General features: G+C 65.3%; 22 protein-coding genes. 8 read left to right on the forward strand and 14 right to left on the reverse strand.

The genetic code is table 11. The features are described from left to right. The first annotated feature begins 50 nt into the window (after positions 1-50). On the forward strand, positions 51-1106 hold the full coding sequence (locus tag G5A46_RS06130) for an NAD(P)/FAD-dependent oxidoreductase (RefSeq protein WP_163848282.1): 1056 nt from the start codon (positions 51-53) through the stop codon (positions 1104-1106). A gap of 159 nt (positions 1107-1265) precedes the next feature. On the opposite strand, the gene G5A46_RS06135 is transcribed toward G5A46_RS06130, so the two are convergent. The 8 genes from G5A46_RS06135 to G5A46_RS06170 form a co-directional block, all read right to left on the reverse strand. Then, positions 1266-1676, reverse strand: coding sequence for a PaaI family thioesterase (locus G5A46_RS06135; RefSeq protein ID WP_239520629.1), 411 nt, complete (start codon positions 1674-1676; stop codon positions 1266-1268). A gap of 14 nt (positions 1677-1690) precedes the next feature. Next, entirely contained in the window at positions 1691-2725 is a 1035-nt protein-coding gene (locus G5A46_RS06140) for a phosphotransferase family protein (protein ID WP_163848284.1), read from the reverse strand. A 10-nt stretch (positions 2726-2735) separates the two neighbouring features. Continuing rightward, a complete protein-coding gene (locus G5A46_RS06145; protein ID WP_163848286.1) occupies positions 2736-3401 on the reverse strand; it encodes a histidine phosphatase family protein in 666 nt (221 codons plus the stop codon). Positions 3402-3469: 68 nt separating this feature from the next. Then, entirely contained in the window at positions 3470-4672 is a 1203-nt protein-coding gene (locus tag G5A46_RS06150; RefSeq protein WP_163848288.1) for an acetyl-CoA C-acyltransferase, read from the reverse strand. Positions 4673-4701: 29 nt separating this feature from the next. After that, the gene (locus G5A46_RS06155) at positions 4702-5637 is read right to left on the reverse strand and encodes an SDR family NAD(P)-dependent oxidoreductase (protein ID WP_163848290.1); all 936 of its coding nucleotides are present in this window, start codon (positions 5635-5637) and stop codon (positions 4702-4704) included. Beyond that, positions 5634-6101 (reverse strand): MaoC family dehydratase, encoded by a 468-nt coding sequence (locus tag G5A46_RS06160; protein ID WP_163848292.1) that lies wholly within the window; start codon positions 6099-6101, stop codon positions 5634-5636. The genes G5A46_RS06155 and G5A46_RS06160 overlap by 4 nt, the downstream gene beginning before the upstream one ends. 81 nt (positions 6102-6182) lie before the next feature. After that, positions 6183-7304 carry an acyl-CoA dehydrogenase family protein gene (locus G5A46_RS06165; RefSeq protein ID WP_204318698.1) on the reverse strand — a complete coding sequence of 374 codons (1122 nt, stop codon included), beginning with the start codon at positions 7302-7304 and terminating at the stop codon, positions 6183-6185. Positions 7305-7316: 12 nt separating this feature from the next. Then, positions 7317-8522 carry an acyl-CoA dehydrogenase family protein gene (locus tag G5A46_RS06170; protein ID WP_163848294.1) on the reverse strand — a complete coding sequence of 402 codons (1206 nt, stop codon included), beginning with the start codon at positions 8520-8522 and terminating at the stop codon, positions 7317-7319. A gap of 142 nt (positions 8523-8664) precedes the next feature. Here G5A46_RS06170 and G5A46_RS06175 point away from each other — a divergent pair, with 142 nt between their 5' ends. The 6 genes from G5A46_RS06175 to G5A46_RS06200 all read left to right on the forward strand — a co-directional run bounded on the left by G5A46_RS06175 (position 8665) and on the right by G5A46_RS06200 (position 14429). Continuing rightward, the gene (locus G5A46_RS06175; RefSeq protein ID WP_163848296.1) at positions 8665-9897 is read left to right on the forward strand and encodes a branched-chain amino acid ABC transporter substrate-binding protein; all 1233 of its coding nucleotides are present in this window, start codon (positions 8665-8667) and stop codon (positions 9895-9897) included. 92 nt (positions 9898-9989) lie between these two features. Beyond that, a complete protein-coding gene (locus tag G5A46_RS06180; protein ID WP_163848298.1) occupies positions 9990-10922 on the forward strand; it encodes a branched-chain amino acid ABC transporter permease in 933 nt (310 codons plus the stop codon). Continuing rightward, positions 10919-12187 carry a branched-chain amino acid ABC transporter permease gene (locus G5A46_RS06185; protein ID WP_163848300.1) on the forward strand — a complete coding sequence of 423 codons (1269 nt, stop codon included), beginning with the start codon at positions 10919-10921 and terminating at the stop codon, positions 12185-12187. Before G5A46_RS06180 ends, G5A46_RS06185 begins: the two co-directional genes overlap by 4 nt. After that, entirely contained in the window at positions 12184-12957 is a 774-nt protein-coding gene (locus tag G5A46_RS06190; RefSeq protein WP_163848302.1) for an ABC transporter ATP-binding protein, read from the forward strand. The genes G5A46_RS06185 and G5A46_RS06190 overlap by 4 nt, the downstream gene beginning before the upstream one ends. Beyond that, positions 12954-13667 carry an ABC transporter ATP-binding protein gene (locus G5A46_RS06195; protein WP_239520637.1) on the forward strand — a complete coding sequence of 238 codons (714 nt, stop codon included), beginning with the start codon at positions 12954-12956 and terminating at the stop codon, positions 13665-13667. The genes G5A46_RS06190 and G5A46_RS06195 overlap by 4 nt, the downstream gene beginning before the upstream one ends. A gap of 261 nt (positions 13668-13928) precedes the next feature. Next, positions 13929-14429: a MarR family winged helix-turn-helix transcriptional regulator gene (locus G5A46_RS06200; RefSeq protein ID WP_163849902.1), complete on the forward strand. Its 501-nt coding sequence runs from the start codon at positions 13929-13931 to the stop codon at positions 14427-14429. A gap of 111 nt (positions 14430-14540) precedes the next feature. Here G5A46_RS06200 and G5A46_RS06205 read toward each other — a convergent pair whose 3' ends face one another. Both G5A46_RS06205 and G5A46_RS06210 read right to left on the reverse strand, forming a co-directional pair. After that, entirely contained in the window at positions 14541-15419 is an 879-nt protein-coding gene (locus tag G5A46_RS06205) for a DMT family transporter (RefSeq protein WP_163848304.1), read from the reverse strand. Positions 15420-15581: 162 nt separating this feature from the next. Further along, positions 15582-17225: a long-chain fatty acid--CoA ligase gene (locus G5A46_RS06210; protein WP_163848305.1), complete on the reverse strand. Its 1644-nt coding sequence runs from the start codon at positions 17223-17225 to the stop codon at positions 15582-15584. A gap of 268 nt (positions 17226-17493) precedes the next feature. On the opposite strand from G5A46_RS06210, the gene G5A46_RS06215 reads away from it, so the two are divergent. Next, positions 17494-18462 carry an NADPH:quinone oxidoreductase family protein gene (locus tag G5A46_RS06215; RefSeq protein WP_163848307.1) on the forward strand — a complete coding sequence of 323 codons (969 nt, stop codon included), beginning with the start codon at positions 17494-17496 and terminating at the stop codon, positions 18460-18462. A gap of 66 nt (positions 18463-18528) precedes the next feature. On the opposite strand, the gene G5A46_RS06220 is transcribed toward G5A46_RS06215, so the two are convergent. The 4 genes from G5A46_RS06220 to G5A46_RS06235 are packed head-to-tail and all read right to left on the reverse strand — an operon-like array spanning position 18529 to position 23372. After that, on the reverse strand, positions 18529-19344 hold the full coding sequence (locus G5A46_RS06220; protein ID WP_163848309.1) for an IclR family transcriptional regulator: 816 nt from the start codon (positions 19342-19344) through the stop codon (positions 18529-18531). 25 nt (positions 19345-19369) lie between these two features. Then, positions 19370-21049: a long-chain-fatty-acid--CoA ligase gene (locus G5A46_RS06225; RefSeq protein ID WP_163848311.1), complete on the reverse strand. Its 1680-nt coding sequence runs from the start codon at positions 21047-21049 to the stop codon at positions 19370-19372. Further along, positions 21049-21822: an SDR family NAD(P)-dependent oxidoreductase gene (locus G5A46_RS06230; RefSeq protein WP_163848313.1), complete on the reverse strand. Its 774-nt coding sequence runs from the start codon at positions 21820-21822 to the stop codon at positions 21049-21051. Before G5A46_RS06230 ends, G5A46_RS06225 begins: the two co-directional genes overlap by 1 nt. Then, positions 21819-23372, reverse strand: coding sequence for a class I adenylate-forming enzyme family protein (locus tag G5A46_RS06235; protein WP_239520638.1), 1554 nt, complete (start codon positions 23370-23372; stop codon positions 21819-21821). Before G5A46_RS06235 ends, G5A46_RS06230 begins: the two co-directional genes overlap by 4 nt. Between the last annotated feature and the right edge of the window lie 105 nt (positions 23373-23477).

Below are 23477 nucleotides of genomic sequence, written 5' to 3' on the forward strand. Positions count from 1 at the left end.
TTCCTCTAGGGCTGTGATGATCGGGGCGACCATGAGGGGGCACAGCCGAAATGACAAGCGTGGACGTGACCGTGCGCGGCGCGGGAATCCTGGGCCTGTCCTGCGCCTGGGCATTGGTGCAGCGCGGTGCGCGGGTGCGGGTGATCGACCCGGCCGGGCCGGGGGCGGGATCGTCGGGCGGGGTGGTGGGCGCGCTGGCCCCCCATGTGCCGGAGAACTGGAACGAGAAGAAGGCGTTCCAGCTGGACAGCCTGCTGTCCGCAACCGCCTTCTGGGACGGGGTGGAGACGGCGGGAGGGCAGTCCGCCGGCTACCTGCGGTCGGGCCGGTTGCAGCCGCTGGCGGATGCGGCGGCGGTGGAGCTGGCCCGCGCCCGCTGCGCGACGGCGGCAGAGCTGTGGCAGGGGCGCGCCACCTGGCAGGTCATCGCGGCGGCCGAGGCGCCGGGCGCGTGGCGTCCCGACAGCCCGTCGGGGTTTCTGGTGCATGACACGATGACGGCCCGACTGCACCCGCGCCTGGCTTGCGCGGCGCTGGTGGCGGCGCTGGCCGTGCGGGGCGTGCGCGTCCTTGGCGACGGGGCGGAGGAGGGCGCTGTGCTGCACGCCACCGGCGCCCCCGGCCTGGTCGAGCTGAGCCGCCACGCCGGCCGCCAGATCGGCGTCCCGATCAAGGGCCAGGCGGCCCTGCTGCGCCACGATGCCGCCGCGCTGCCGCAGATATTCGCCGGTGGGGTACATGTGATCCCCCATGTCGACGGCACCACCGCCATCGGATCGACCAGCGAGCGGGACTTTGCCTCCGCCGCGCCGGATGGGCTGCTGGACGGGGTGATCGCCGCTGCCCGTGCCGCCGTGCCCGCCCTGCGCGATGCGCCGGTGATCGAACGCTGGGCCGGGATGCGCCCGCGTGCGCGGACCCGCGCGCCGGTGTTGGGCCATTGGCCCGGGCGGCCCGGCCATTTCATCGCCAATGGCGGGTTCAAGATCGGGTTCGGCATGGCGCCCGGCATTGCCCATGCCATGGCGGCGCTGCTGCTGGAGGAGGACGACAGCGCCATCCCGGCGGGTTTCCGGGTGGAGCCTCTGTTCCCCACCGCGACCTAGAGCGGAGCGCCGGGCCGGGGCCTTTGGGGCGCGAAGACGGGCGGGGGCGAAGATCGGCGGGGGCGGATCACGCGATGGGCCATCGTCCGACATCCGGGGGGGGCAGGGCTGGGGCGTCCGATGCCCCGGCCCCCATGCGACAGGGGCCGGGTGCGTGGGTCAGCTTGCCGCGCGGACGCGGAAGACGCCGGTGGCGCGGGCGATCTCGGTGCCCAGATCGTCCGAAATCAGTGCTTCGGCAAAAAACGTCTTCGCCCCGCCGCCGGTCTGGCGCCCCTCGGCGATCAGGACCTTGCCCTTGGGCTGGGACAAGAAATTGACCGACAGGTTCAGCGTCATCGCCAGCTTGCGGTTCGCCAGGTCGCCGGTATAGCAGCCACAATACCCCATGCAGGTATCCGCCATGACCGAATGCACCCCGCCATGCAGGATGCCGTAGCGGTTCATCAGAAACCCCTCCATCGGCAGTTCGAACCGGGCGTACCCTTCGGACCAGCCGGTGATGCGCGCGCCCATATGCTGTTGAAAGGGGTAGGGATCTTCGACCAGTGCGGGATCGATCGGGGGCATGTCCTGCATCATGGTCATACCGTCCGCGCGGCTTTCAGCCCCGCTTCGGCAAAGCGGGGAACGGCGGCGCCCATCTGCTTGGCCCGTTCGGGGTTGGAGGCATTGCCGTCCAGCGCGCGCTTGTAGACGCCCTGAATGATACCGGCCATGCGGAAGAACGCGAAGGCCAGGTAGAAGCCAAAGCGGTCGATCCCGTCGATGCCCGCCCGTTTGCAATAACTGGCGACGAATTCGTCATCCGTCATCAGACCCTCGGCGCGGCGGTCGATCCCGGCCAGCCCGCGCGTGTCGGGGCCTGCGGGCATGGACCATTGCATGATCACGGCGGCCACGTCGGCATAGGGATGGCCGGTGGTCGACAGCTCCCAATCCAGCACGGCGGCGATATTGGGCTTGCCCTTTTCGAACAGCAGGTTGTCGATGCGGTAATCGCCATGCGCCAGGGTGCGCAGCCCGTCATCGGCGGGGATGTTGGCGTTCAGCCATTCGATCAGGTCGTCCATCGCGGGGATCGTGTCGGTTTCCGAGGCGCGGTATTGCTTGGTCCAGCGGCCGATCTGGCGTTCGTAGTAATTCCCGGCCGGGCCGTAATCGGACAGGCCGGCCGCGTCCAGATCGACGCCGTGGATGGCGGCCAGCACGCGCGACATCTCGTCATGGACAGCCCAACGGTCGGAGACAGCCAGTTCCGGCAGGTTGGGCAGGTTGAAATTGCGGCCATCCACCTCGTCCATAACGTAGAACATGGAGCCGATGACATCCTCGTCCTCGCACAGCACATGCACCTTCGCCACCGGCACGTCGGTGTCATACAACGCCTTCTGCACGCGGAACTCGCGGTCCACGGCATGGGCCGATTTCAGCAGCACACCGGGCGGTTTGCGCCGCAGCACGTAGCGGTGGCCGGGCGTGATCAACCGAAAGGTGGGGTTGGACTGGCCGACGTTGAATTTTTCGGCCTCGATCGGGCCTTCGAAGCCGGGCAGGTTGTCCTTGAGCCACGCCGCGACGGCCGTGGTGTTCAGTTTGGTCGGATCCTCGGTGCTCATCTCGTCTCTTTCAGGCGTAGGTCAGCAGGCGGCCGGCATTGGCCGCCGTGATGTGCGGCGTCTCGTTGAAGCCGTGGAAATAGGTTGATCGCGGGGTGAACACGATGCGGTTCACCGCCGTGTTCTTCATCTGCAACTGCATTTTGGTCTGATGCACGCCCGGCGTTTCCAGCAAGGCGGAAATCGCCTGCGAAATCGCCCCGCCGGAGGACACGGCGAAGACCGTTTCCACGCCTTCGCGCATCAGGGCGCGGCAGGCGTCATCGACGCGGGTGGTGAACTGCGCCCATGTTTCGGGCGGGTTCGGGATCTCGTCGCGCTGCCATTCGGCCACGGTGTGGCGCAGGGTGCGAAAGTGGCTTTTGTGATCGGTCATCATGCCCTCGGGTTCGCCCCCGGCGGCATATTTCGCCTTCAGCAGACCGCCGAAATCGTATTCGTCCAGGCCGGGATGTTCCTCGGGCTGCAATTGCCGGTCCATGCCGCGCAGGATCCCGGCCAGGGTCTCCTTCTGGCGGCGCAGGCTGCCATGGGCGACAAGGTCGGGGAGGATGCCCTGTTCGGCGAACCAATGGCCAAGGGCACCGGCCTGTTCGTGACCGACTTCCGACAGGACGTCGTAATCGGCGGCGCCGAACGACGCCTGACCGTGACGGATGAGGTAGAGTGTGGGCATGGGCGCCTTTCCTTCGGAAAGATCCCGGCGCGGGGCCGGGATCTTCTGTCAGCGTGTCACGGCAGGGGTTACAGGACTTCGAACAGGCCCGCCGCGCCCATGCCGCCGCCGACGCACATGGTGCAGACGACGTATTTGACACCGCGCCGCTTGCCCTCGATCAGCGCGTGGCCGACCATCCGGGCGCCGGACATGCCATAGGGGTGGCCGACGGAGATGGCGCCGCCGTTGACGTTCAGGATGTCGTGGTCGATGCCCAGCACCTTGGCCGATTGCAGAACCTGACAGGCAAAGGCCTCGTTCAGTTCCCACAGGCCGATGTCATCCATTTTCAGCCCGTGTGCTTCCAGCAGCTTCGGCACCGCATAGATCGGACCGATGCCCATTTCATCGGGGTTCAGGCCGGCGGCCATCACGCCGATGTAGCGGCCCAGCGGTTGCAGGCCGCGCTTCTCGGCTTCCTTCGCTTCCATGATCACGGAGGCAGAGGCCCCGTCGGACAGCTGGGAGGCATTCCCTGCGGTGATGAACTTGCCTTCCTTGACGCGCTGGCCGTCCTTGAACACCGGTTGCAGCGATTGCAGACCGTCCAGCGTGGTGGAGGGGCGGTTGCCTTCGTCCTTGTCCAGGGTCACCTCCTTGAAGGTGATCTCCTTGGTCTCCTTGTTCATCACGCCCATGGTGGAGGTCAGCGGCACGATCTCGTCATCGAACTTGCCGGCCTCCTGCGCCGCAGCGGTGCGCTGCTGGGACCGCAGGGAGTATTCGTCCTGCTCCTCGCGGGTGACACCGTAGCGATCGGCCACGATCTCGGCGGTTTCCAGCATGGTCATGTAAAGCTCGGGCTTGTGCTCCTTGATCCATTCGTCGCGGGCGCGGTCGGTGCGGATGTTCTGGTTCTGCACAAGAGAGATGCTTTCCACGCCGCCGCCGATGCAGACCTGCATGCCGTCATGCACAACCTGTTTGGCCGCCGTGGCGATCGCCATCATGCCAGAGGCACATTGACGGTCCAGCGACATGCCGGCGATGGTGTCGGGCAGGCCGGCACGGATCACCGCCTGACGGCCGATGTTGCCACCGGTGGAGCCCTGCTGAATCGCGCAGCCGATCACGCTGTCCTGAATTTCGGACCCGTCCAGACCGGCGCGGGAGACGGCGTGCTTTACGGCATGGCCGATCAGTTCCTGCGCCTGGGTGTTGTTGAACGCGCCGCGAAAGGCCTTGCCGATCGGGGTGCGCGCGGTGGAGACGATCACTGCGTCACGCATTTTGGTATTCCTTCTGGTCAGTTTCCGGTTCAGCCCTCGTCGGGCAGGTCGATCCCGCGCCGACGGGCGGCCATGCGGGCGTATTTCGTGGTCTGGGCAAAGGCACCGGGCATGATCTCCTGCCCCTCCTCCGCGCGGATCTCCGCCATGCGGGCGGCGATGGTGTCGGGGTCCAGCTCGTCATCGGCAAAGGCGACGCCGGGGGTCTCGTAGATGCGGGTTTCGGCGAAACAGCCACCGCCCGCGCCCAGAATCATCCGGTTCGGCGCGTCTTCGTGCACCAGCGTCAGCAGGCCGGGGGTGATGGTTTCGGGGCCCAGCAACTCCATCACCTGATCGGGCAACAACCCTTCGGTCATGCGGGTGGCGGCGGTGGGGGCCAGGACGTTGGCGCGGATGTCGTATTTCTGACCTTCCTGCACCAGCACATTCATCAGCCCCACAACAGCGGTCTTGGCCGCGCCGTAATTCGACTGTCCGAAATTGCCGTACAGCCCTGAGGCAGAGGTGGTATAGACGATCCGTCCGTAACCGTTCTGGCGGAAATGCTCCCACAGCGCCTTGGTCGGCACGACCGAGCCCATCAGATGCACGTCCAGAACCCTGCGGAAGTCGTCCAACTCCATCTTGGCAAAGGTCTTGTCGCGCAAAATGCCCGCGTTGCAGACCAGAATATCGACCTTGCCCCAGCGGGCAATGGCCTGATCCACCATGTCCTGCACCTGATCAGGATCGGTGACATTGGCGCCATGGGCCATGGCCTCGCCGCCCGCCGCCTCGATTTCCGCGACGACGGCGCGGGCCGCCTCGCTGGACTGGCCGGTGCCGTCGGTGGCGACACCAAGGTCATTCACCACGACCTTGCAGCCGCGTGCGGCCAGGCCCAGCGCATGGCTGCGCCCCAGACCTACGCCCGCGCCGGTGACGATGGCGACCCGGCCATCAAAACGGATTGTGCTGCTCATGCCGTGGCCTCCGCGAAATAGCGACGACCGAGCCATTCGGCGACCATCGCGGGTTTCTCCTGGCCCTCGATCTCGACGGTGACGGCCATGGTGGTCTGCACCTCGCCGGGGCGGATCTCCTCGAATTTCGCAAGGACAAAACGGCCCCGGATCCGGCTGCCCGACGGCACCGGGGAGACAAAGCGCATCCGGTTCATCCCGTAGTTCACACCCATGGTCACGCCTTCCATGGTCGGAATGTCATAGACCATCGCCGACAACATCGACAGGGTCAGGAACCCGTGCGCGATTGTGGTTCCGAAGGGCGTGGCCTTGGCCGCCTCCGGGTCGACATGGATGAACTGGTGATCGCCGGTGCAGTCGGCAAACTGGTCGATCCGCTCCTGCGTGACGTCGAACCAGCGCGAGACGCCGATTTCCTTGCCCACGCTTGCCTCGAACTCTTCCCGCGTCATGGTCGCCATGCGCAGCCTCCCCCTCGAAATATCCAAAATTACACGGGCGCGCCCCGGCCTCCTGCCACGACGCGCCGATCCGATCCGGTGTCAGAACCCCCGGGCCGCCGCGACGCGCGCGGCGTGAAAACCGTAATCGCCCAGCCATTCCGCGCCCACGCGGGCGCGTTTCATGAAGAACCCCATGTCGAATTCATCGGTCATGCCGATGCCGCCATGCATCTGCACCCCTTCGCTGACCGCCAGTTTCGCGGTGGCCGTAGCGCGGGCCTTGGCGACGGAGACCGCCAGTTCGGCGGCGTCGGGGGCCTCGTCCAGCACGCGGCCGGCATTGGCGATCGCGCTGGCCGTCACCTCGATCTCCGACCAAAGATGCGCGGCGCGGTGTTGCAGCGCCTGGAACGAGCCGATGGTGCGGCCGAACTGCTTGCGCTCCTTGAGGTAGCCGGTGGTCATGGCAAAGGCCCCGGCGGACAGGCCCGCCAGTTCCGCTGACAGCGCGGCGCGCCCGGCGTCCAGCGCGCGGGCCAGGGCGGACAGGCCGCCGTCCACCTCGCCCACAACGTCCTCGCCCGTGGCCTGCACCCCGTCAAAGTCGATGTCGGCGTGGTCGCGGCTGTCCACGGTGTCGCGGCGGTGGCGTTCCAACCCGGCGCGGGCGGCGTCAATGTCGAACAAGGTCAGGCCCGCGTCCTCTCCCGGCGTGCCCGCCGTCCGGGCCAGCACCAGCAGCCGATCCGCGCTGCCGCCGTCGGCGACAAAGCACTTGCGCCCCGACAGGCGGAACCCGTTGCCCGCGCGTTCGGCCTTCATCGTGCTGCGGGCGGGGGCGTGCTTGGGCCCTTCGTCCACGGCCAGCGCATAGGTCACGGCGCCGCCTGCGATATCGGCCAGCCGGTCACCCGCCGCCTGCCGCAGCGCCGTCGCGGCGATCACGGCGGTGGAGATGAACGGCGCCGCCGCAAGGGTCTGGCCCATCTCGCCGGACAGGATGCCTGCGGCGCGATGGCCCATGTCGGACCCGCCTTGCGCTTCGGGCACCAGAACTCCGGTCCAGCCCATCTGCGCCATTTCGCGCCACAGGCCGGGATCGTGCGGACGTCCGGCATCGCGGTTGGCGCGCAGGGCGGAGACGGGACTTGCCTCGTCGAGAAAGCCGCGCGCGGCATCGCGCAGCATGGTTTCGTCTTCGGTCAGAAGAAGGCTGCTCATGGTCCGGCTTCCTTATTTGGAGGGCAGTTCGAGAACGCGTTTGGACAGGATGTCCAGCATCACTTCGCTGGTGCCGCCCTCGATCGAATTGGCCTTGGTCCGAAGCCATTCCGGGGCCAGCACGCCATGGGCGCCGTCCCAATCCGTCCCCTCGCTTCCGGTGGCGGACATCAGCAGCTCGTACCGGCGCTTGTTCAGCTCCGTTCCCATGTATTTCAGCATGGCAGAGGCATTGCCGACCCCGCCCTGTTTCGCCATGTCCTTGTACCGTTCCAGGGTCATGCCCATGGCCAGGCTGTCGATCTCCAGCTCCATCGCCTGGGCGCGGATCACCGGTTCGTCCAGCACTTCGGGCGCCAGGTTGCCCATGAACTCCCCCAGGGAGCGGCCGCCCAGGATGCCGCCTGCGGCGCCCGATCCGCCACCGCCGATCATCTCGCGTTCGTGGGTCAGCAGATGCTTGGCCACGTCCCAGCCACGGTTGATCTGGCCGACCTGCGCGGGGATGTTTTCTCCGTAGCTTTTGGGCACCTTCACGTTGTCGAAGAAGGTCTCGCAGAAGACGGAGGTGCCGGAGATCAGGGTGATCGGCTTGGTGGTGACGCCTTCGCTTTCCATGTCGATCAGCATGAAGGAGATGCCCAGGTGCTTGGCCGCGTCGCGGTCGGTGCGGACCAGCGCAAAGATCCAGTCGGCATGGTTGGCGTAGGAGGTCCAGATCTTGGATCCGTTGACCAGCCAGTGATCGCCCATATCCTCGGCCCGGGTCTGGACCGAGGCCAGGTCAGACCCGGCGCCCGGTTCGGAATAGCCCTGACACCAGCGGATTTCACCGCGCGTGATCTGCGGCAGGAAATGACGTTTCTGTTCTTCGGTGCCGAACTCCAGCAGGGCCGGGCCCAGCATCCACAACCCGAAGCTTTCCAGCGGGCTGGGGGCATTCAGCCGGGACATGGCTTCCCGAAAACCCTTTTCCTGCTCTCGGGTCAGCCCGGCACCGCCATAGGCCTGCGGCCAGCGCGGGGCGGTCAGCCCGGCGGCGGCGGCGTTCTCCAGCCAGATTCGCTGTTCCTCGGAGGAAAAGGTCCACCGCTTGCCGCCCCAGCAGATATCGCGGTTCCGCGCAGGCTGGGAGCGAAGCTTTTCAGGGCAATTCTGCGTGATCCATTCTGCGATTCCTGCGGCCGACTGGCCGGAATCGTCCGAAAGTTGTGACATTCCGTTCCTCCCCAACGGTGATGTTTTGCAATGCAGAATAGAATTTCACTGCACGCTTGACAAGGAGGGGTGGCCTGTCTTTCTATCGTTTCACTACGTGCGACCGGGAACCATCGGTCAATCGGAAAACGGGAGGAAAATCATGAAACTTGTAAAGACTGCCGCGCTTGCGGCCGCCGTCTCTGTTGGTGCCATGTCGGCAGCCATGGCAGAAGTGAAGGTCGCATTCATTGATCCGCTGTCGGGCCCCATGGGTTCGTCCGGTGAATCCGCGTATCTGTCGTTTCAGATCCAGATCGAGAAGCTGAACGAAAAGGGCGGCCTGAACGGCGAGGAGGTCGTTCTGACAGGCTATGACAACAAGGTCAGCCCCAAGGAATCGCTGGTGCAGCTGCAAAAGGCCATCGACAGCGGCGTGCGCTACATCTTCCAGGGCAACGGTTCGTCCGTGGCCGCCGCGATCATCGACGCGGTGAACAAGCACAACAAGCGGAACCCGGGCGAGGAAGTCCTGTTCTTCAACTATGCCGCGGTGACCCCGGACTTCACCAATGACATGTGCTCTTTCTGGCATTTCCGCTTCGATGCGCATACCGACATGAAAATGGCGGCCATTACCGACTGGATCGCGTCGCAGGAAGACATCAAGAAGGTCTACCTGATCGGCCAGGACTACGTGCACGGCGAAGCCGTTGCGGGGGCCGCCGAAAGCCAATTGGCGGAAAAACGCCCGGATATCGAGATCGTCGGCAACGAACTGCACCCGCTGGCAAAGGTGAAGGATTTCACCCCCTACGTGCAGAAGATCATTTCCTCCGAAGCGGATGCCGTGATCACCGGCAACTGGGGTCAGGACATGACCCTGCTGGTCAAGGCCGCGTCTGATTCGGGATCCGAAATCCCCTACCTGACGTTCTACGGCGGTTCCCTTGGGGCTGTTGCGGCGCTGGGTGATGGTGCGATCGACACGCTGTACCAGGTGACCGAGGGTCTGACCGACCTGGAGTCCACGGATGAGCAATACGCCCTGATCGAGGAATACAAGGAACGGTTCCCCGATTACGACTATTACTACCACCGGGCCTTTGTCGCGATCGACATGCTGGCGGCCGCCGCCGAGAAGGCCGGCAGCAACGATCCGATCGCCGTCGCCAAAGCCATGGAAGGCCTGACCGTCGAGTCCGCCTACGGTCCCGTCACCATGCGGGCCGAGGATCACCAGGCACAGCAGAACCTCTATATCTCCACGGTGTCGGACGATTACCGCTACAACGTCGACAACGTCGAATTGGGCTGGAACCTGGTGGAGAACGGCATGGTCGAGGCGGCCAAAGCCGAACAACCGACCACCTGTGAAATGGAGCGTCCGGAGTAATCCGGCCAGCGGCCAAATCATAGAACTGGAACAGGGGGCGTCACGGTCGTCGGTCGTGGCGCCCCTTTGACCAGCTACGCAAGGGGACATTGATGGAAACGGTGGTTTTCTCCCTGCTCAACGGCATCATCTACGGCTTGTTGCTGTTCATGCTGTCGAGCGGGCTGACCCTCATCTTCTCGATGATGGGGGTTCTGAACTTCGCGCATGCCAGCTTCTACATGCTGGGCGCATATTTCGCATATACGATCATGGGGGTGACGAACTTCTGGTTCGCGCTGTTGTTCGCGCCGGTCTTCGCCGGTCTCGTGGGCATGGCCGTCGAACGATGGGGGCTGCGCAAGGTCCATGCCAACGGGCATGTGGCCGAATTGCTGTTCACCTTCGGGCTGGCCTACCTGATCGACGAGGTGGTCAAGATCATCTGGGGCCGGACCTCGGTCAATTACCAGGTTCCCGAGGCGCTGGATTTCACGCTGTTCTCTCTTTACGGCGCGAATTACCCGGCCTACCGGATCTTCATCATCCTGATCGCGGTGCTGATGCTGACCTCGCTGTGGTACCTGCTGAAGAAGACGCGCGCCGGGATGATCATCCAGGCGGCGCTGACGCATCCGCACATGGTCGGCCATCTGGGCCACAACGTGCCGCGCATCTTCATGCTGGTCTTTGGCGCAGGCTGTGCGCTGGCCGGTCTGGCCGGTGTGATCGGCGGCAACTACTTCCTGACCGATCCGGCGATGGCGGTACAGATGGGACCGATCGTCTTCGTGGTGGTCGTGGTCGGCGGGCTTGGATCTCTCGAAGGGGCGTTCATCGCCGCGATGCTGATCGGGCTACTGCAAACGGCAGCGGTTTCGGTCAATGCCTCGCTGGCGGATATCTTCGGCTTCCTCGGGCTGTCCCCGACCTCCGAGGTGGGCGAGATCACCATCGCCTCCATGGCGCCGATGCTGCCCTTCCTGCTGCTCGTGCTGATCCTCTTCGTGCGGCCGCGCGGCCTGATGGGAGACCGTGAGATATGACCGATACCACCATTGATTACGCGGCCCTCGAACCCAGCCGGTCCGAGAAATTCCGCCAACGCGTCGTCCCGTTCATCCTGTTTGCCCTGCTGCTGATCGTGATCCCGTTCTTCGGCCCGTCCCGGACCACGGTGACGCTGCTGAACCACATGGGCATCACCATCGTCTTTGCGCTCAGCTTCAACATGCTGCTGGGCAAGGCCGGGCTGCTGTCGTTCGGCCATGCCGTCTATATGGGGCTTGGCGGGTATTTCGCGGTTCACGTGATGAACTGGATCGGCGATGCCGAAGGCGTCTGGTCCGTCATCCCCGTCTTCTCCCTGCCGGCCTTCGGGTTCGGGGCCGGGGCGCTGGCGGGCGCGGTGATCGGCTGGCCCTCCTGTCGGCGATCCGGCACCCCCTTTGCCATGATCTCCCTTGGTGTGGCCGAACTGGTCGCGGCGGCGGGCTTCATGTTCGACAGCCTGTTCGGCGGCGAGATGGGGATTTCCGGGGACCGCATGACGGGGCCGGAATTCCTGGGCCTGTCGCTGGGTCCGGTGGATGAAGTCTACTGGTTCATCGCCTTCTGGACCTTCATCGGCGTGCTGGGCACCTATGCCTTTACCCGCACCCCGCTGGGCCGCCTGTCCGAAGCGTCGCGCGACAATCCCGAACGGGTCGCCTTTGTCGGTTACAACCCGGAGCGTGTGCGTTATCTCGTCTTCATCTTCGCCGGGGCCTTTGCCGGCATGGCGGGCGGCATGTCCGCCGTCCAGGACGAGATCTTCACTCCGGAAAACCTGTCCCTGATCCCGTCGGGCGCGATCCTGATCGCCACCTACGTCGGCGGTATCCGCTACTTCGCCGGTCCGATCATGGGCGCTGTCCTGATGACCTACATGCAGTCGAACCTGTCCGATTTCACCATGGGCTGGCTTCTCTACATGGGGATCCTGTTCATCGGGGTGGTGATGTTCGCGCCCAACGGTATCGCGGGCCTGGTCTTTGGCGCCTGGAACGGCCTGCGCTCTGCGGATCGTAGCGCGGTTCTGGTGGATTGGCTGAAACGGGGCGTGGCATTGCTGCTGATCACCCTGTCCGTCATCGTGATCGTCGAAGTCTCCTTCCGCTATTCGGAAGGCTACGGAGAGGTCTTCCATCCCTTCGGTATCGAACTGGCACCGGGCAGCGTCCTGACCTGGTTCCTGGGTATCGTTCCGCTGGCGGCCGGGGTGCTGTTCATGCGCCATCTGAACCGCAAAGACGAGGAGGTGAGCACATGACCACGCCCGCCCTGCAATTGCGCAATGTCCGCAAAAGCTTTGGCCCGGCAAAGATCATCCAGGGTGTGAACCTGGATGTCGCGCCGGGGGAAAAGCACGCGATCATCGGGCCGAACGGGGCCGGGAAATCGACCCTGTTCAACCTGATTTCGGGCCTCTACTCCCTGACAGAGGGAGAGGTGAACCTGAACGGGCAGCGCGTTTCCGGCCTCAAACCGTTCGAGATCAACCGGATGGGCCTGTCCCGGTCGTTCCAGGTCTCGAACATCTTCACCAACATGACGGTGCGGGAAAATGTGCGCTGCGGCGTGCTGCACTCCATGGGCTACGGCTATTCCTTCTGGCGCAACATCGGCAATCTGAAGGAGGTGCAGGAAAAGACCGCGCATATCCTGAATGAGGTCGGTCTGCTGGAAAAGGCCAACCTGCCTGCCGCCCTGCTGCCCTATGCCGATCAGCGGACGCTGGAAATCGCGATCACCATCGCGGGCGGTGCCGATGTCATCCTGCTGGACGAACCGACCGCCGGGATGAGCCATTCGGAAACCGACCGCGCCGTGGCGCTGATCGAGATGGCCAGCAAGGGCAAGACCCTGCTGATCGTGGAACATGACATGGGCGTCGTCTTCGGGTTGGCGGATCGCATCTCGGTCCTCGTCTACGGAGAGATCATCGCCACCGGCAAGCCATCGGAAATCCGGGGCGACCCCCGCGTGCGGGAGGCCTACCTGGGCGAGGAAGCCGACGAACTGGAAGGAGAAGGCGCATGAGTGCTGGCACCCCGATGCTGTCGGTCAAGGATCTGCACGCCTATTACGGCAAATCCCACGTCCTGAACGGCGTCAACATGGAGATCATGCCGGGCGAGGTCATCGCCCTGCTGGGTCGCAACGGCGTCGGGCGGTCCACCACCGCCAAGGCGATCATGGGCGAAGTCGCGCCAGTGGGCACCGTGACGTTCAAGGGGCAGGAGATTTCCGGCCTGCCCAACCACAAGATCGCCCGGTTGGGGCTGGGCTATGTCCCCGAAAGCCGGGATATCTTTCCGACGATGACGGTACGCCAGAACCTGGCCCTGGGGGTGAAGGACACGCGCAAGCCCGGCAAGTACACGATCGACCAGATGCTGGAGATGTTCCCCAACCTGAAATCGCGCGCCGACAATATGGCGGGTGTCCTTTCGGGTGGGGAAAAGCAGATGTTGACCATGTGCCGCACGCTGATGGGCGACCCCGAACTGATCATCATCGACGAGCCGACAGAGGGGTTGGCCCCCAAGATCGTGCAGCAGGTCGGTGACATGATCGCGGAGATCGCCAGCTCCGGCGTGTCGATCCTGCTGGTGGAGCAGAAGCTCTCCATCGCGCTGCGCATCGCCAGCCGCGTCTATGTCATGGGCCACGGGGAGATCGTCTATTCCGGCACGCCGGAAGAGTTCAAGACGCGCGACGACATCCGGTCCGAATGGCTGGAGGTCTGACCCGGCGCAAGCCGGGGTGGGGCCAAGTCCGGGCTGACGGCCCGCGACAGGTCCGAAGGAACGACGGCTCCGCCCTGGCGGGGCCGTTTTCGTTCCGTCGCCCGCGCCTGGGGTGGCCATGGGTGGCCATGGGGCGGCGAAGATCGGCAATCCTCCACCGGCGGGGGCAGGGGGTGCTTGGGTCGTGTCGGTGGGTGGTGTAGTCTTTCGCCCAATGTGTGCGCATGGGTCATGCGTGTCTGGTCAAGAGTCGTGAAAATGATGAACCCCATTCCTCCCGCTGCCCGGCAGACGCCGGGGGCCGAAACCCAAGATGCGGATGTGGATTCGCTATTGTCCGCGCCCTGCTACTGCCTTGCCGTGCGCCGTGCCTCGCGGCGATTGGGCGCCATCTACGATGCCGAGTTGGCAGCCCACGGGCTGACCGTGTCGCAATTCGCGATCATGACCAGCATCCGCACCCTGTCCGCGCCCACGGTGCAGCGAATCGCCGACCAGATGGAGATGGACCAATCCGCCCTGTCGCGGGGGTTGATGCCGCTGGAACGTGGCGGGCTTGTCGCCGCCAAAAGCGACCCGGCCGACCGTCGCAAGAAGATCCTTGTTCTGACCGAGATGGGTGCCCGGCGATTGCAAGAGGCCACGGCCGCCTGGGAGACCGCGCAGCGCCAGGTGGAGGCCGGGGTGCATCCCGACAGCCCCGATCTGAACACCCTGCTGGCCGGGATCAACGCCCTGGGTCGCCCTGCCGACACGATGTGAGGGGGGGGCCGCCTGCGGGCTGCTGGAAAATGGGGCGAGAGGTTTCGCGCCGCGTCAGCCGCACCGGTCATCCCCGATGACAGATAGCCGGGATGACCGGGCCCGCGCGGATTATCGACCCCGCGCACCGTACCACAGCGATCCGGCGCCGGTGGCCAGTATGATGGCGATCCCCGCCAGGGCCAGGCCGTCGGGAAATTCCCCGAAGGCGGCGAATCCCACGATCATCGCGCTGACCAACTGCGAATAGATCAGCGGCGCGATCAACCCGGCCGGCAGAACCCGCGCGGCCAGTACCAGCAGCACGTTGCCCAGGGCCGAGCCTGCCGCGCTGAAGCTCAGCAATGCCATGTCCCGCGTATCGACGGCGGCGGGCAGGGTGGCCAGGCCGGGTGCGGCCAGGATCAGCGCGCCGATCATCAGCTGTGACAGCACCAGGAACCGGGGCCGCATCTCGCCGGCCACCCATCGCGTCGCGACCAGGTAACCACCGTGACAGCACCCCGCCAGCACGGCGAACCCCATGCCGGGGCGCATCCCGAATCCCGGTTTGACCACCAGCAGCACCCCGGCAAAGCCCACCGCCAGCAGAACCGCGCGGGCGACCGTGACCCGCTCCCCCAGCAGCAGCGCCGACAGCACGAAGGCCGCGACCGGGCTGATGAAGAACCCGCCAAAGACATTGGCAATGGGTTCCGTGCGCAGTGCCGTCAGGATGAAGCCGATGCCACCCACGATCAGTGCCGCGCGCAGCCACAGCCGCCAGTCGCGCAGCAGCGCCAGTTCCGACCAGATCAACCCGCTGAGCGGCAGCACCAGCAGCGCCCCGAGGGCAAAGCGGACCCAGGCCACGAACAGCGGTTCGAACCCGGTTGCCGTCAGCTCCTTGCCCGCCGCGTCGGAGATCACGATGAGAAACATCGCCATGATCACCAGCCCGGCGGCTTTCAGCGCGCCGGGATTGCGGGTAGGGGATTCTGCTGGGGTCATCTGGGCGCTCCTCGGCTGCCTGCCCTCCCTCCGACTTTCCGGACGCGGGGTCAAGCGGGGGCGCCGTGCGGGGCAGATGCAAGAGGGGCCGGACCACGCCGGCCCCCGCAAGGGTGGTGAGAATGACGGGGGCCGGAACCGCGTCGCCCCGACCGGATCCGTTCAGGCGGTCTCGCGCAACTCCGGGTGCTGGTAACCGTCCAGTTCCTTGCGCAGGTTCAGCTTGGAGACCTTGCCGGTGGCGGTCAGCGGCAGTTCGGCGACCCAGACGATATCGTCCGGCAGCTGCCACTTGGCGAATTGCGTTTCCATGTGGTCGCGGATCTCGTCCAGGGTGGGTTTGTCCTCGCCCGCCGCGACGGCGACGAGGATGGGCCGTTCGTCCCATTTCGGATGCGCCACACCAATCGCGGCGCAATTGGCGATGCCGGGATGCGAGAGGGCGGCATTCTCCAGGTCGATGGAGGAAATCCACTCTCCGCCCGACTTGATCAGATCCTTTGCCCGGTCCTGGATCGTCAGAAAACCGTCCGGTTCGATCGAGGCGACATCGCCGGTGCCAAACCAACCCTCGGCATCCAGCGCCTTGGCACTGGCTTCCTCGTTCTTGAAATAGCCCGAGACGACAGTGTTGCCGCGCACGTAAAGTTCCCCGATGGCCGCGCCGTCATGGGGCAGGCGGTTGCCGTCCTCATCCACCAGTTTCAGGTCCACGCCAAAACAACGGCGGCCCTGCTTGGCCTTCATGTCGATCTGGGTTTCACGCGGCAGATCCTTGGACCACCAGGGCATCATGCCATGGGTGCCCACCGGCGACATCTCCGTCATGCCCCAGGCGTGGCCGACGTTGACGTCCATGTTCTCGAATGCCTCGATCATGGAGCGCGGCGCGGCAGACCCGCCGATCACCACGTCTCCAAAGCCCGATGGCTTGCGCCCCTGCGCCTTGATCTCTGCCAGAAGGCCCATCCAGACGGTGGGCACGCCCCAGGCGGTAAAGACGTTCTCTTCGTCCATCAGCTTGAACAGGCTGGGCCCGTCAAGCGCCGGGCCGGGCATGACAAAGGACAGCCCCGACAACAGCGCCGAATAGGGCAGGCCCCAGGCGTTGACGTGGAACAGCGGCACCACCGGCAGCACGCGCTGCCCCTCCTGGAAGGAGGATCCCTGCATCACCGCCATCATCATCCCGTGCAGCACGGTGGAGCGGTGGGAATACAGCGCCCCCTTGGGGTTGCCGGTCGTGCCGGAGGTATAGCACAGGCCGCAGGCGGTGTTCTCGTCGAACTCGGGCCAGTCGATCTCTTCCGGCTGGCCTTCCAGCAGCTCTTCGTAGCACAGCGCGTCGAAGGGCAGATCGGCGGGCATGTGGGCGCGATCGGTCATGATCACATAGGTCATGTCGGCGGGCAGCTGATCCTTCACCGCCGCGATGATCGGCACGAAGGTGGTGTCGAGGAACAGGATCCTGTCTTCGGCGTGGTTGACGATGTAGATCAATTGCTCCGCCGACAGGCGCGGGTTGATCGTGTGGCAGATCGCACCGATGCCGGAGATCGCGTAGTAAAGTTCGAAATGCCGATAGCCGTTCCAGGCCAGGGTGGCGATCCGGTCGCCCAGCTCCACCCCCTGGGCGCGCAGGCCATGGGCCAGTTGGCAGATGCGCCGATAGGCCTCCGGGTAGGTTTCGCGGTGAATGTCCCCCTCGGTCCGGACCGAAACGATTTCCCCCTTCTGGTGCGCGTCGACCCCGTATTTCAGGATTTCGCTGACCAGCAGCGGCCGATGCATCATCATGCCTTTCATCGCCATCTCCTCCATAGGCTCTGGCGAAAAGGCTAGCGGTTCGCGGCGCATGGGAAAAGCGATTTCCCCCGTGTTTCTTCCGCCCTGCGAAGAGGGTTCTTCCGCCCGACGGAAGGTCGCCCGGAATGCCGCGGTGCAGCGCGCCGAAGTGGCGGGGATTGCCGGGATAATGTGCTGAAACGATTGGTCAATCGGCTGGAAACCCGGCATTGTGGCGCCGGAAACGGGGCCCTGTCACGGGCCCTGCGAATCATGCTTGGGAGGACCCATGAAAGCCATCATCTGCGACGAATTCGGACCGCTTGAAACCCTGCGATACGACGATCTGCCGGACCCCGTGGCGGGTGCCGGGGAAATCGTCCTGAAGGTCGAAGCGGCCGGTGTGAACTACCCCGACGGGCTGCTGGTGCAGGGCCTCTACCAGTCCAAGCCGGAGCGCCCCTTTGTTCCCGGCAACGAGGCCGCCGGGACCGTGCTGTCGGTCGGCGAAGGTGTCACCCACCTGCACCCCGGCGACCGGGTGCTGGGCGCGCTAAGCCTGGGCGGCTTTGCCGAACAGGCGATCTGCGCCGCCGATCGCTGTTTCCCGATCCCCGCCGACATGGACGCCGCCGACGCCTGTGCCATGCTGGTGGCCTACGGCACCTCGCATCACGCGCTGAAACAACGCGCGCAGCTGAAGTCGGGCGAAAGTCTGGTGATCTTTGGCGCGGCGGGTGCAACCGGCATCGCCGCGATCCAGATCGGCAAGACGATGGGGGCCACGGTCATCGCCGTCTGCTCGACCGAGGACAAGCGCCGCATCGCGCAGGAAAACGGCGCCGATCACGCCATCGGCTATGACAACCTGAAGGAAGAGGTGAAGGCCCTGACCAACGGCAAGGGCGCCGATGTCGTCTATGACAGCGTCGGCGGCGAGGCGTTCAAGGCCGCATCCCGGTTCATGGCGCGCAACGGACGGCTTCTGGTGATCGGCTTCGCCTCGGGCGAGATTCCGCAGCTGCCGGTGAACCTGACCCTGGTCAAGGAATATGCCGTCGTGGGCGTGTTCTGGGGCAACTGGACCCGACACGAACCGGCCGAATACATGAAGAACATGGAAGAACTGTTCGCCTGGTACAAGGACGGCACCGTCAAGCCGCTGATCGAAGGGCGCTACAAGCTGTCGGAGGCGACAGAGGTTCTGACCAAGATCATGAACCGTGGCGCAGTGGGCAAGCTGGCGCTGGTGCCCTGATCCGACAGGCGCGCGGGGGCGGTGCGGCCGCCCCCGTTTTCGGCAACGTCGTCCGATGGTCCGAGGTCAGTAGCCGACGCGGCTGACGGTGTTGACCAGTTCGACCAGCCTGGGGCCGAGATCGTCCAATAGCCGTTCCTTGGGCAGGGAAAACGAATAGCCGCCCAGGTTGAACGCCAGCATCGGCGTATCGGGGTGCTGGCTGCGGAACGGCACGGCGACGGCGTGCACGTCCTTCTGCCAGCCGCCGATATTGCAGTAGAACCCGCGGGTACGCACCTGTTCGCAGGCGTCGTCGATCCCTTCCAGCATCTCGTTGACGCGATCCTTGTCATAGCGGTCGCGGATCCGGTCGATGATCTCGCGCCGCTCTGTCTCCGACGTGCCGGCGATATAGGCGCGGCCCATGGCCGACCGGGCCAACGAGATCCGGGAGCCGACGTCAAGCGTCAGGGAAATGACCCCTTCGGACCGCGCGGCGGCGATGTAGGAAATCGTCATGTCATCGCGCCCGCCCAGCGCCACCAGTACGCCGTCGCCGCAATCGTCTGCCAGTTTCTGCATGTAGACCTGCGCGGTTTCGCGCACATGCATGCCGGCAAGGCAGGCATATCCCAGCGACAGCACCGGCACACCCATACGGTAGCGTCCGGTGCCCTCGTCATAGACCAGGTAGCCGGATTTCAGCAGCGTGAAGGTCAGCCGCGAGACGGTGGAATTGGGCAGGCCGGTGCGTTCGGACAGTTCCGAATTGCCCAGCCCGGCCTTGTCCGCCGGGTTGAAGGCGCGCAGGATTTCCAACCCGCGATACAGCGCCGTGACGAACTGGCGGTCGCTGTCGCCACGCTCGGCGTCGGGCTTGTCGCTTGTTCTCTTTCGCACGGGCTGTCCTCCGATCTGCGGTTCTTCAGGCGGCGTCGCCGGCGGCGCGGCGGGCTTCCTGTTCGGCAAGCGTCCGCCACAGCACCTTGCCGGAGCCGGACTTGGGCAGGCTGTCGACGAATTCGACCGTGCGCGGGCACTTGTAGGCGGCCATGTTGGCCTTGCACCAGGCGATGACGGCGGCTTCGGTCAGATCGTCTCCGGCGCCGGGCAGCCGCACGGCAAAGGCCTTCACGCTTTCGCCCCGGCGCGGATCCTGGCGCCCGACGATGCAGACTTCGGCCAGTCCGGGATGACGGTGCATCAGCGCCTCCACCTCGGCCGGCCAGACCTTGAACCCGGAGGCGTTGATCATCCGCTTGACCCGATCGACCATGAAATAATACCCGTCTTCGTCATACAGCGCGATATCGCCGGTGCGGAAGAAACGTTTGCCGTCGATCTGGATGAAGGCCTCGGTCGTGGCTTCGGGGTTACGCCAGTAGCCCTGAAAGATCTGCGGCGCGTTCATGATGATCTCGCCGGGTTGGTCGGGGCCCAGCTCTTCCAGGGTGTGGGGGTCGATCACGCGGCTATCCACGTCGAACAGCGGAATGCCGAGGCATTGCAGATGGGCGCGCTGTACCGGGTTTATATGGGTCGCGGCGAGGGTTTCGCTCAGCCCGTAGCCCTCGATGTAGTCCAGACCGGTCAGGGCGCGCATTTTCTCGGCCACGGCTTCGGGCATGGCGGCGCCGCCGCCGCCGATCGCGGTCAGGCTGGTCAGATCATAGCTGTCGACATCGGGCGCATTCACCAGATCGATCGCCATGGTGGAGATCGAGCGCCAGCGCTCGACCCGGTAGCGTTCGATCAGCTTGCAGGCGGCGGTCCGGTCCCAGCGGGACATGATCACCACCGTGCCGCCATCCTTGATCGGGGCGGACATGGAATTCTGCATCCCCGTCACGTGGAACAGCGGCAGCGTCGCCAGATGCACCGCCCCGTCGGGGGCGGGGTTCCAGGTGGACCCGCCGACGATCGTCACCATGGCCGAGCGGTGGGTATGCACACAGCCCTTGGGATTGCCCGTGGTCCCCGAGGAATAGGGGATCACGCACAGATCATCCGGTGCGGCGGTATGCGGCCCGGGGCGGGCGTTTTCTGCCAGCGCCTGACGCCAGGGGGTCAGGCCGGGCCCGGAGCAATCACTGTCCGTCAGCCCGGCCAGCCCGGCGGGCAAGGGGATGTCATAGGCGGGATCGGCCATGTCGGCATAGGCCGCGGGCACGACCTGGTCCAGCAGCCCCTGGTCCAGCAACGGGGTAATGTGATCCGCCAGCTCGGACCCGCACAGCGCGATGCGCGCGCCGGTGTCGCGGGCCAGGTGTTCCAGCTCGGCTTCGCGGTTCATCGGGTTCACCGGCACCACCACCGCGTCGGCGCGGAGGATGGCATAGTAGCCCACGAAATATTGCGGGGCATTCTGCATGTACAGAAGAACGCGATCCCCCTTGGCCACGCCCTGCGCCTGCAACCATCCGGCCAGACGCTCCACCTGATCCAGCAGCGCGGCATAGGTGACGGTTCCGCCATGGTAGCGGAGCGCCACGCGGTCCGGCACCCGGGCGGCGGTGCTCACCAGGTTCTGCGCGATGGATTGCTCGGGCAGCTCCAGATGATGGGGCACGCCCTCGGGCCAGTGTTTCAGGTGGAGGTCAGGCATCAGAACTTCATTCCCGGAAGGTTGAGCGAGGCGGTGTTGCCCCCGTCCACGGGCAGGGCCTGCCCGGTGATGTAGGAGGCATCGTCGGACAGCAGGAAGGTGATGGCGGCGGCGATTTCCTCGGGCCGGCCATAACGGCGCAGCTCGCAGCGCGATCCCAGCTTCTCTTCCTTGCCGGAGGCGCGGGCGCGGTCAAAGACCGGCTTGGTCATGTTCGTCTCGATCAGGCCGGGGCAGACGGCATTCACCCGTACGCCCAGCCCGCCCAGATCGCAGGCTGCGGTCATCGTCAGGTTGATCACCCCGGCCTTGGAGGCGGAATAGGCATTGCCCCCCGCGCCCGACCGGATGCCCGCGACCGAGGCGGTGTTGCAGATCGCGCCGCTGCCCTGTTCGGCCATCACGGTGCCCGCGTGTTTGATGAAATGGGCGACACCGATCAGGTTCACGCCCAGAACGCGGGTCCAGTCCGACATCTCGTTTTCGGTGATCGGCTCCTTGGAGCAGATGATGCCGGCGTTGTTGGCCACGGCATCGATGCGGCCCCATTCCTTCATCACGTCGGTGACGACCTGCGCCACCTGCGCTTCGTCCGACACATCGCAGACCCGGATCATGTGATCGCCTTCGGGGCGGGCGTCGTCCAGGGCCTCCTGGCTCATGTCCACCAGGCAGACGCGGGCGCCTTCGGCCGCCAGTCGGGCCGCCGTGGCGCGGCCGATGCCGCCGCTGGCGCCGGTGACGATGGCGACCTTTCCTTCGAATCGGGTCATGCGGGTGCTTCCTCCCAATAGGGTGCCCTGAGTTCACGTTTCAGGATCTTGCCGATTTCGCTGCGGGGCAGGGTGTCGCGGAACTCGACGCGGCTCAACCTTTGTGTCTTGCCCAGCTGCTCATTCGCCCAGGTGCGGATGTCCTCTGCGGCGGCGGTGCTGCCGGGACGCGTGACCACCAGGCCCAGCGGTGTCTCCCCCCAGTCGCGACTGGGCACGGCAATCACGGCCACATCGGTGACCTGCGGATGCTGACGCAGCACCGCCTCCAGATCCGCGGCGTAGATGTTGAACCCGCCCGAGATGATCATGTCCTTCTTGCGGTCCAGCAAGGTCAGGAACCCGTCCTCGTCCAGGCGTCCCATATCGCCGGTGCGGATGAAGTCGCGGCCCTCGGCATCGCGCCACCGGATTTCGGCAGTCTTCTCGGGCGCGTTGTGATAGCCCGGCATCATCGCCCCGGACCGGCCGATGATCTCGCCATAGGCACCCACGGGCAATTCTGCCCCGGCGTCGTCGATGATCCGCACCTCGGCCCCCGCCGGCGGGCGGCCTGCGGTATCCCATTTGTCGGGATGCGCCGCACAATCCAGGATGGTGGAGACCCCGCCTTCGGTCATGCCGTAGAAATTCACCAGGTTGCCGGGCCAGTGCGCCATGATCCGTTCGATCAGCGGTGCGGGCAACGGGGCGGAGGTGGAGAACTTGCAGCGATAGGCCGACAGGTCATGCGTATCAAAGGTGGGGTCGTCCAGCAGGCGCATGTACTGCACCGGAACCAGCATCGCATGGGTCACCCCGTGCCGCACGCTGAGATCCAGGAAGGCGCGGGTGTCGAACTTGCCCAGGCTGACGATCGTGCCCCCGGTGACCAGCCCGGTCAGCACAGCCACAAGCGTGGTGTTGGAATACAGCGGCGTGGACATCAGCTGAATCGAATCGCCGTTCAGGCCGAAGGCCGGGAACCGGCTGAATTGCCGCGACCGGAACCGGTGGTCATGCACGATCCCCTTGGGCGTGCCGGTGGTGCCGGAGGAATAGATCATGTCGAACAGGTTGTCCGGTGTCACCTCGGCCGGGGTGGCAGGCGCGGCTTCGGCGCACCATGCGGCGATATCTTCCAGCGGCAGGACCTGCGGGGCGGACAGGGTCCGCGCGCGGTCGATCTGCCGGGGCGAGGCGAACAGCAGCTCCGCGCCGCAATCCGCCACCATCTTGGTCAACGCCGCCTCTGTCGCGGAGAAGGGCAGGGGCACCATGCAGCCGCCCGCCGTCAATACGCCTGCGTAGAGTGCCAGATGCTCGGCCGAGTTTTCCGCCAGTGACATCACCATGCTGTCCGGCCCCACGCCGCGCGCCTGCAACGCCCCGGCGATGCGCGCCACCAGGGCGTGAAACTCCGCCCAGCTCCAGCGCCGATCGCCGTCGATCACTGCCGTCTTGTCGGGATGGCGTCGCGCCGCGTCGCGCAGCATGTTGCCGAAATGGTTGAACGTCTCGCCGTCGATCTGCGGAGCGCGCAGCCGCGGCGTCTCATCCGTGATGGACACCTGATCCTCCCCCTTGTGCGACATGGGCGCCAGGCGCCCCGTGTTGCGGAATATATTGCCACGACGCGGAATGGCTCGTCAATATTCCGCATTTCGGAAAAACAT

The sequence above is a fragment of the Pseudooceanicola aestuarii genome, from assembly GCF_010614805.1.
Taxonomy (GTDB): domain Bacteria; phylum Pseudomonadota; class Alphaproteobacteria; order Rhodobacterales; family Rhodobacteraceae; genus Pseudooceanicola; species Pseudooceanicola aestuarii.

What these genes read in the sequence shown, in the direction of transcription:
- G5A46_RS06130 (WP_163848282.1), top strand. Translation starts at nt 51, where the DNA reads ATGACAAGCGTGGACGTGACCGTGCGCGGCGCGGGAATCCTGGGCCTG.
- G5A46_RS06135 (WP_239520629.1), bottom strand. Translation starts at nt 1,676, where the DNA reads ATGCCCCCGATCGATCCCGCACTGGTCGAAGATCCCTACCCCTTTCAA.
- G5A46_RS06140 (WP_163848284.1), bottom strand. Translation starts at nt 2,725, where the DNA reads ATGAGCACCGAGGATCCGACCAAACTGAACACCACGGCCGTCGCGGCG.
- G5A46_RS06145 (WP_163848286.1), bottom strand. Translation starts at nt 3,401, where the DNA reads ATGCCCACACTCTACCTCATCCGTCACGGTCAGGCGTCGTTCGGCGCC.
- G5A46_RS06150 (WP_163848288.1), bottom strand. Translation starts at nt 4,672, where the DNA reads ATGCGTGACGCAGTGATCGTCTCCACCGCGCGCACCCCGATCGGCAAG.
- G5A46_RS06155 (WP_163848290.1), bottom strand. Translation starts at nt 5,637, where the DNA reads ATGAGCAGCACAATCCGTTTTGATGGCCGGGTCGCCATCGTCACCGGC.
- G5A46_RS06160 (WP_163848292.1), bottom strand. Translation starts at nt 6,101, where the DNA reads ATGGCGACCATGACGCGGGAAGAGTTCGAGGCAAGCGTGGGCAAGGAA.
- G5A46_RS06165 (WP_204318698.1), bottom strand. Translation starts at nt 7,304, where the DNA reads ATGAGCAGCCTTCTTCTGACCGAAGACGAAACCATGCTGCGCGATGCC.
- G5A46_RS06170 (WP_163848294.1), bottom strand. Translation starts at nt 8,522, where the DNA reads ATGTCACAACTTTCGGACGATTCCGGCCAGTCGGCCGCAGGAATCGCA.
- G5A46_RS06175 (WP_163848296.1), top strand. Translation starts at nt 8,665, where the DNA reads ATGAAACTTGTAAAGACTGCCGCGCTTGCGGCCGCCGTCTCTGTTGGT.
- G5A46_RS06180 (WP_163848298.1), top strand. Translation starts at nt 9,990, where the DNA reads ATGGAAACGGTGGTTTTCTCCCTGCTCAACGGCATCATCTACGGCTTG.
- G5A46_RS06185 (WP_163848300.1), top strand. Translation starts at nt 10,919, where the DNA reads ATGACCGATACCACCATTGATTACGCGGCCCTCGAACCCAGCCGGTCC.
- G5A46_RS06190 (WP_163848302.1), top strand. Translation starts at nt 12,184, where the DNA reads ATGACCACGCCCGCCCTGCAATTGCGCAATGTCCGCAAAAGCTTTGGC.
- G5A46_RS06195 (WP_239520637.1), top strand. Translation starts at nt 12,954, where the DNA reads ATGAGTGCTGGCACCCCGATGCTGTCGGTCAAGGATCTGCACGCCTAT.
- G5A46_RS06200 (WP_163849902.1), top strand. Translation starts at nt 13,929, where the DNA reads ATGAACCCCATTCCTCCCGCTGCCCGGCAGACGCCGGGGGCCGAAACC.
- G5A46_RS06205 (WP_163848304.1), bottom strand. Translation starts at nt 15,419, where the DNA reads ATGACCCCAGCAGAATCCCCTACCCGCAATCCCGGCGCGCTGAAAGCC.
- G5A46_RS06210 (WP_163848305.1), bottom strand. Translation starts at nt 17,225, where the DNA reads ATGAAAGGCATGATGATGCATCGGCCGCTGCTGGTCAGCGAAATCCTG.
- G5A46_RS06215 (WP_163848307.1), top strand. Translation starts at nt 17,494, where the DNA reads ATGAAAGCCATCATCTGCGACGAATTCGGACCGCTTGAAACCCTGCGA.
- G5A46_RS06225 (WP_163848311.1), bottom strand. Translation starts at nt 21,049, where the DNA reads ATGCCTGACCTCCACCTGAAACACTGGCCCGAGGGCGTGCCCCATCAT.
- G5A46_RS06230 (WP_163848313.1), bottom strand. Translation starts at nt 21,822, where the DNA reads ATGACCCGATTCGAAGGAAAGGTCGCCATCGTCACCGGCGCCAGCGGC.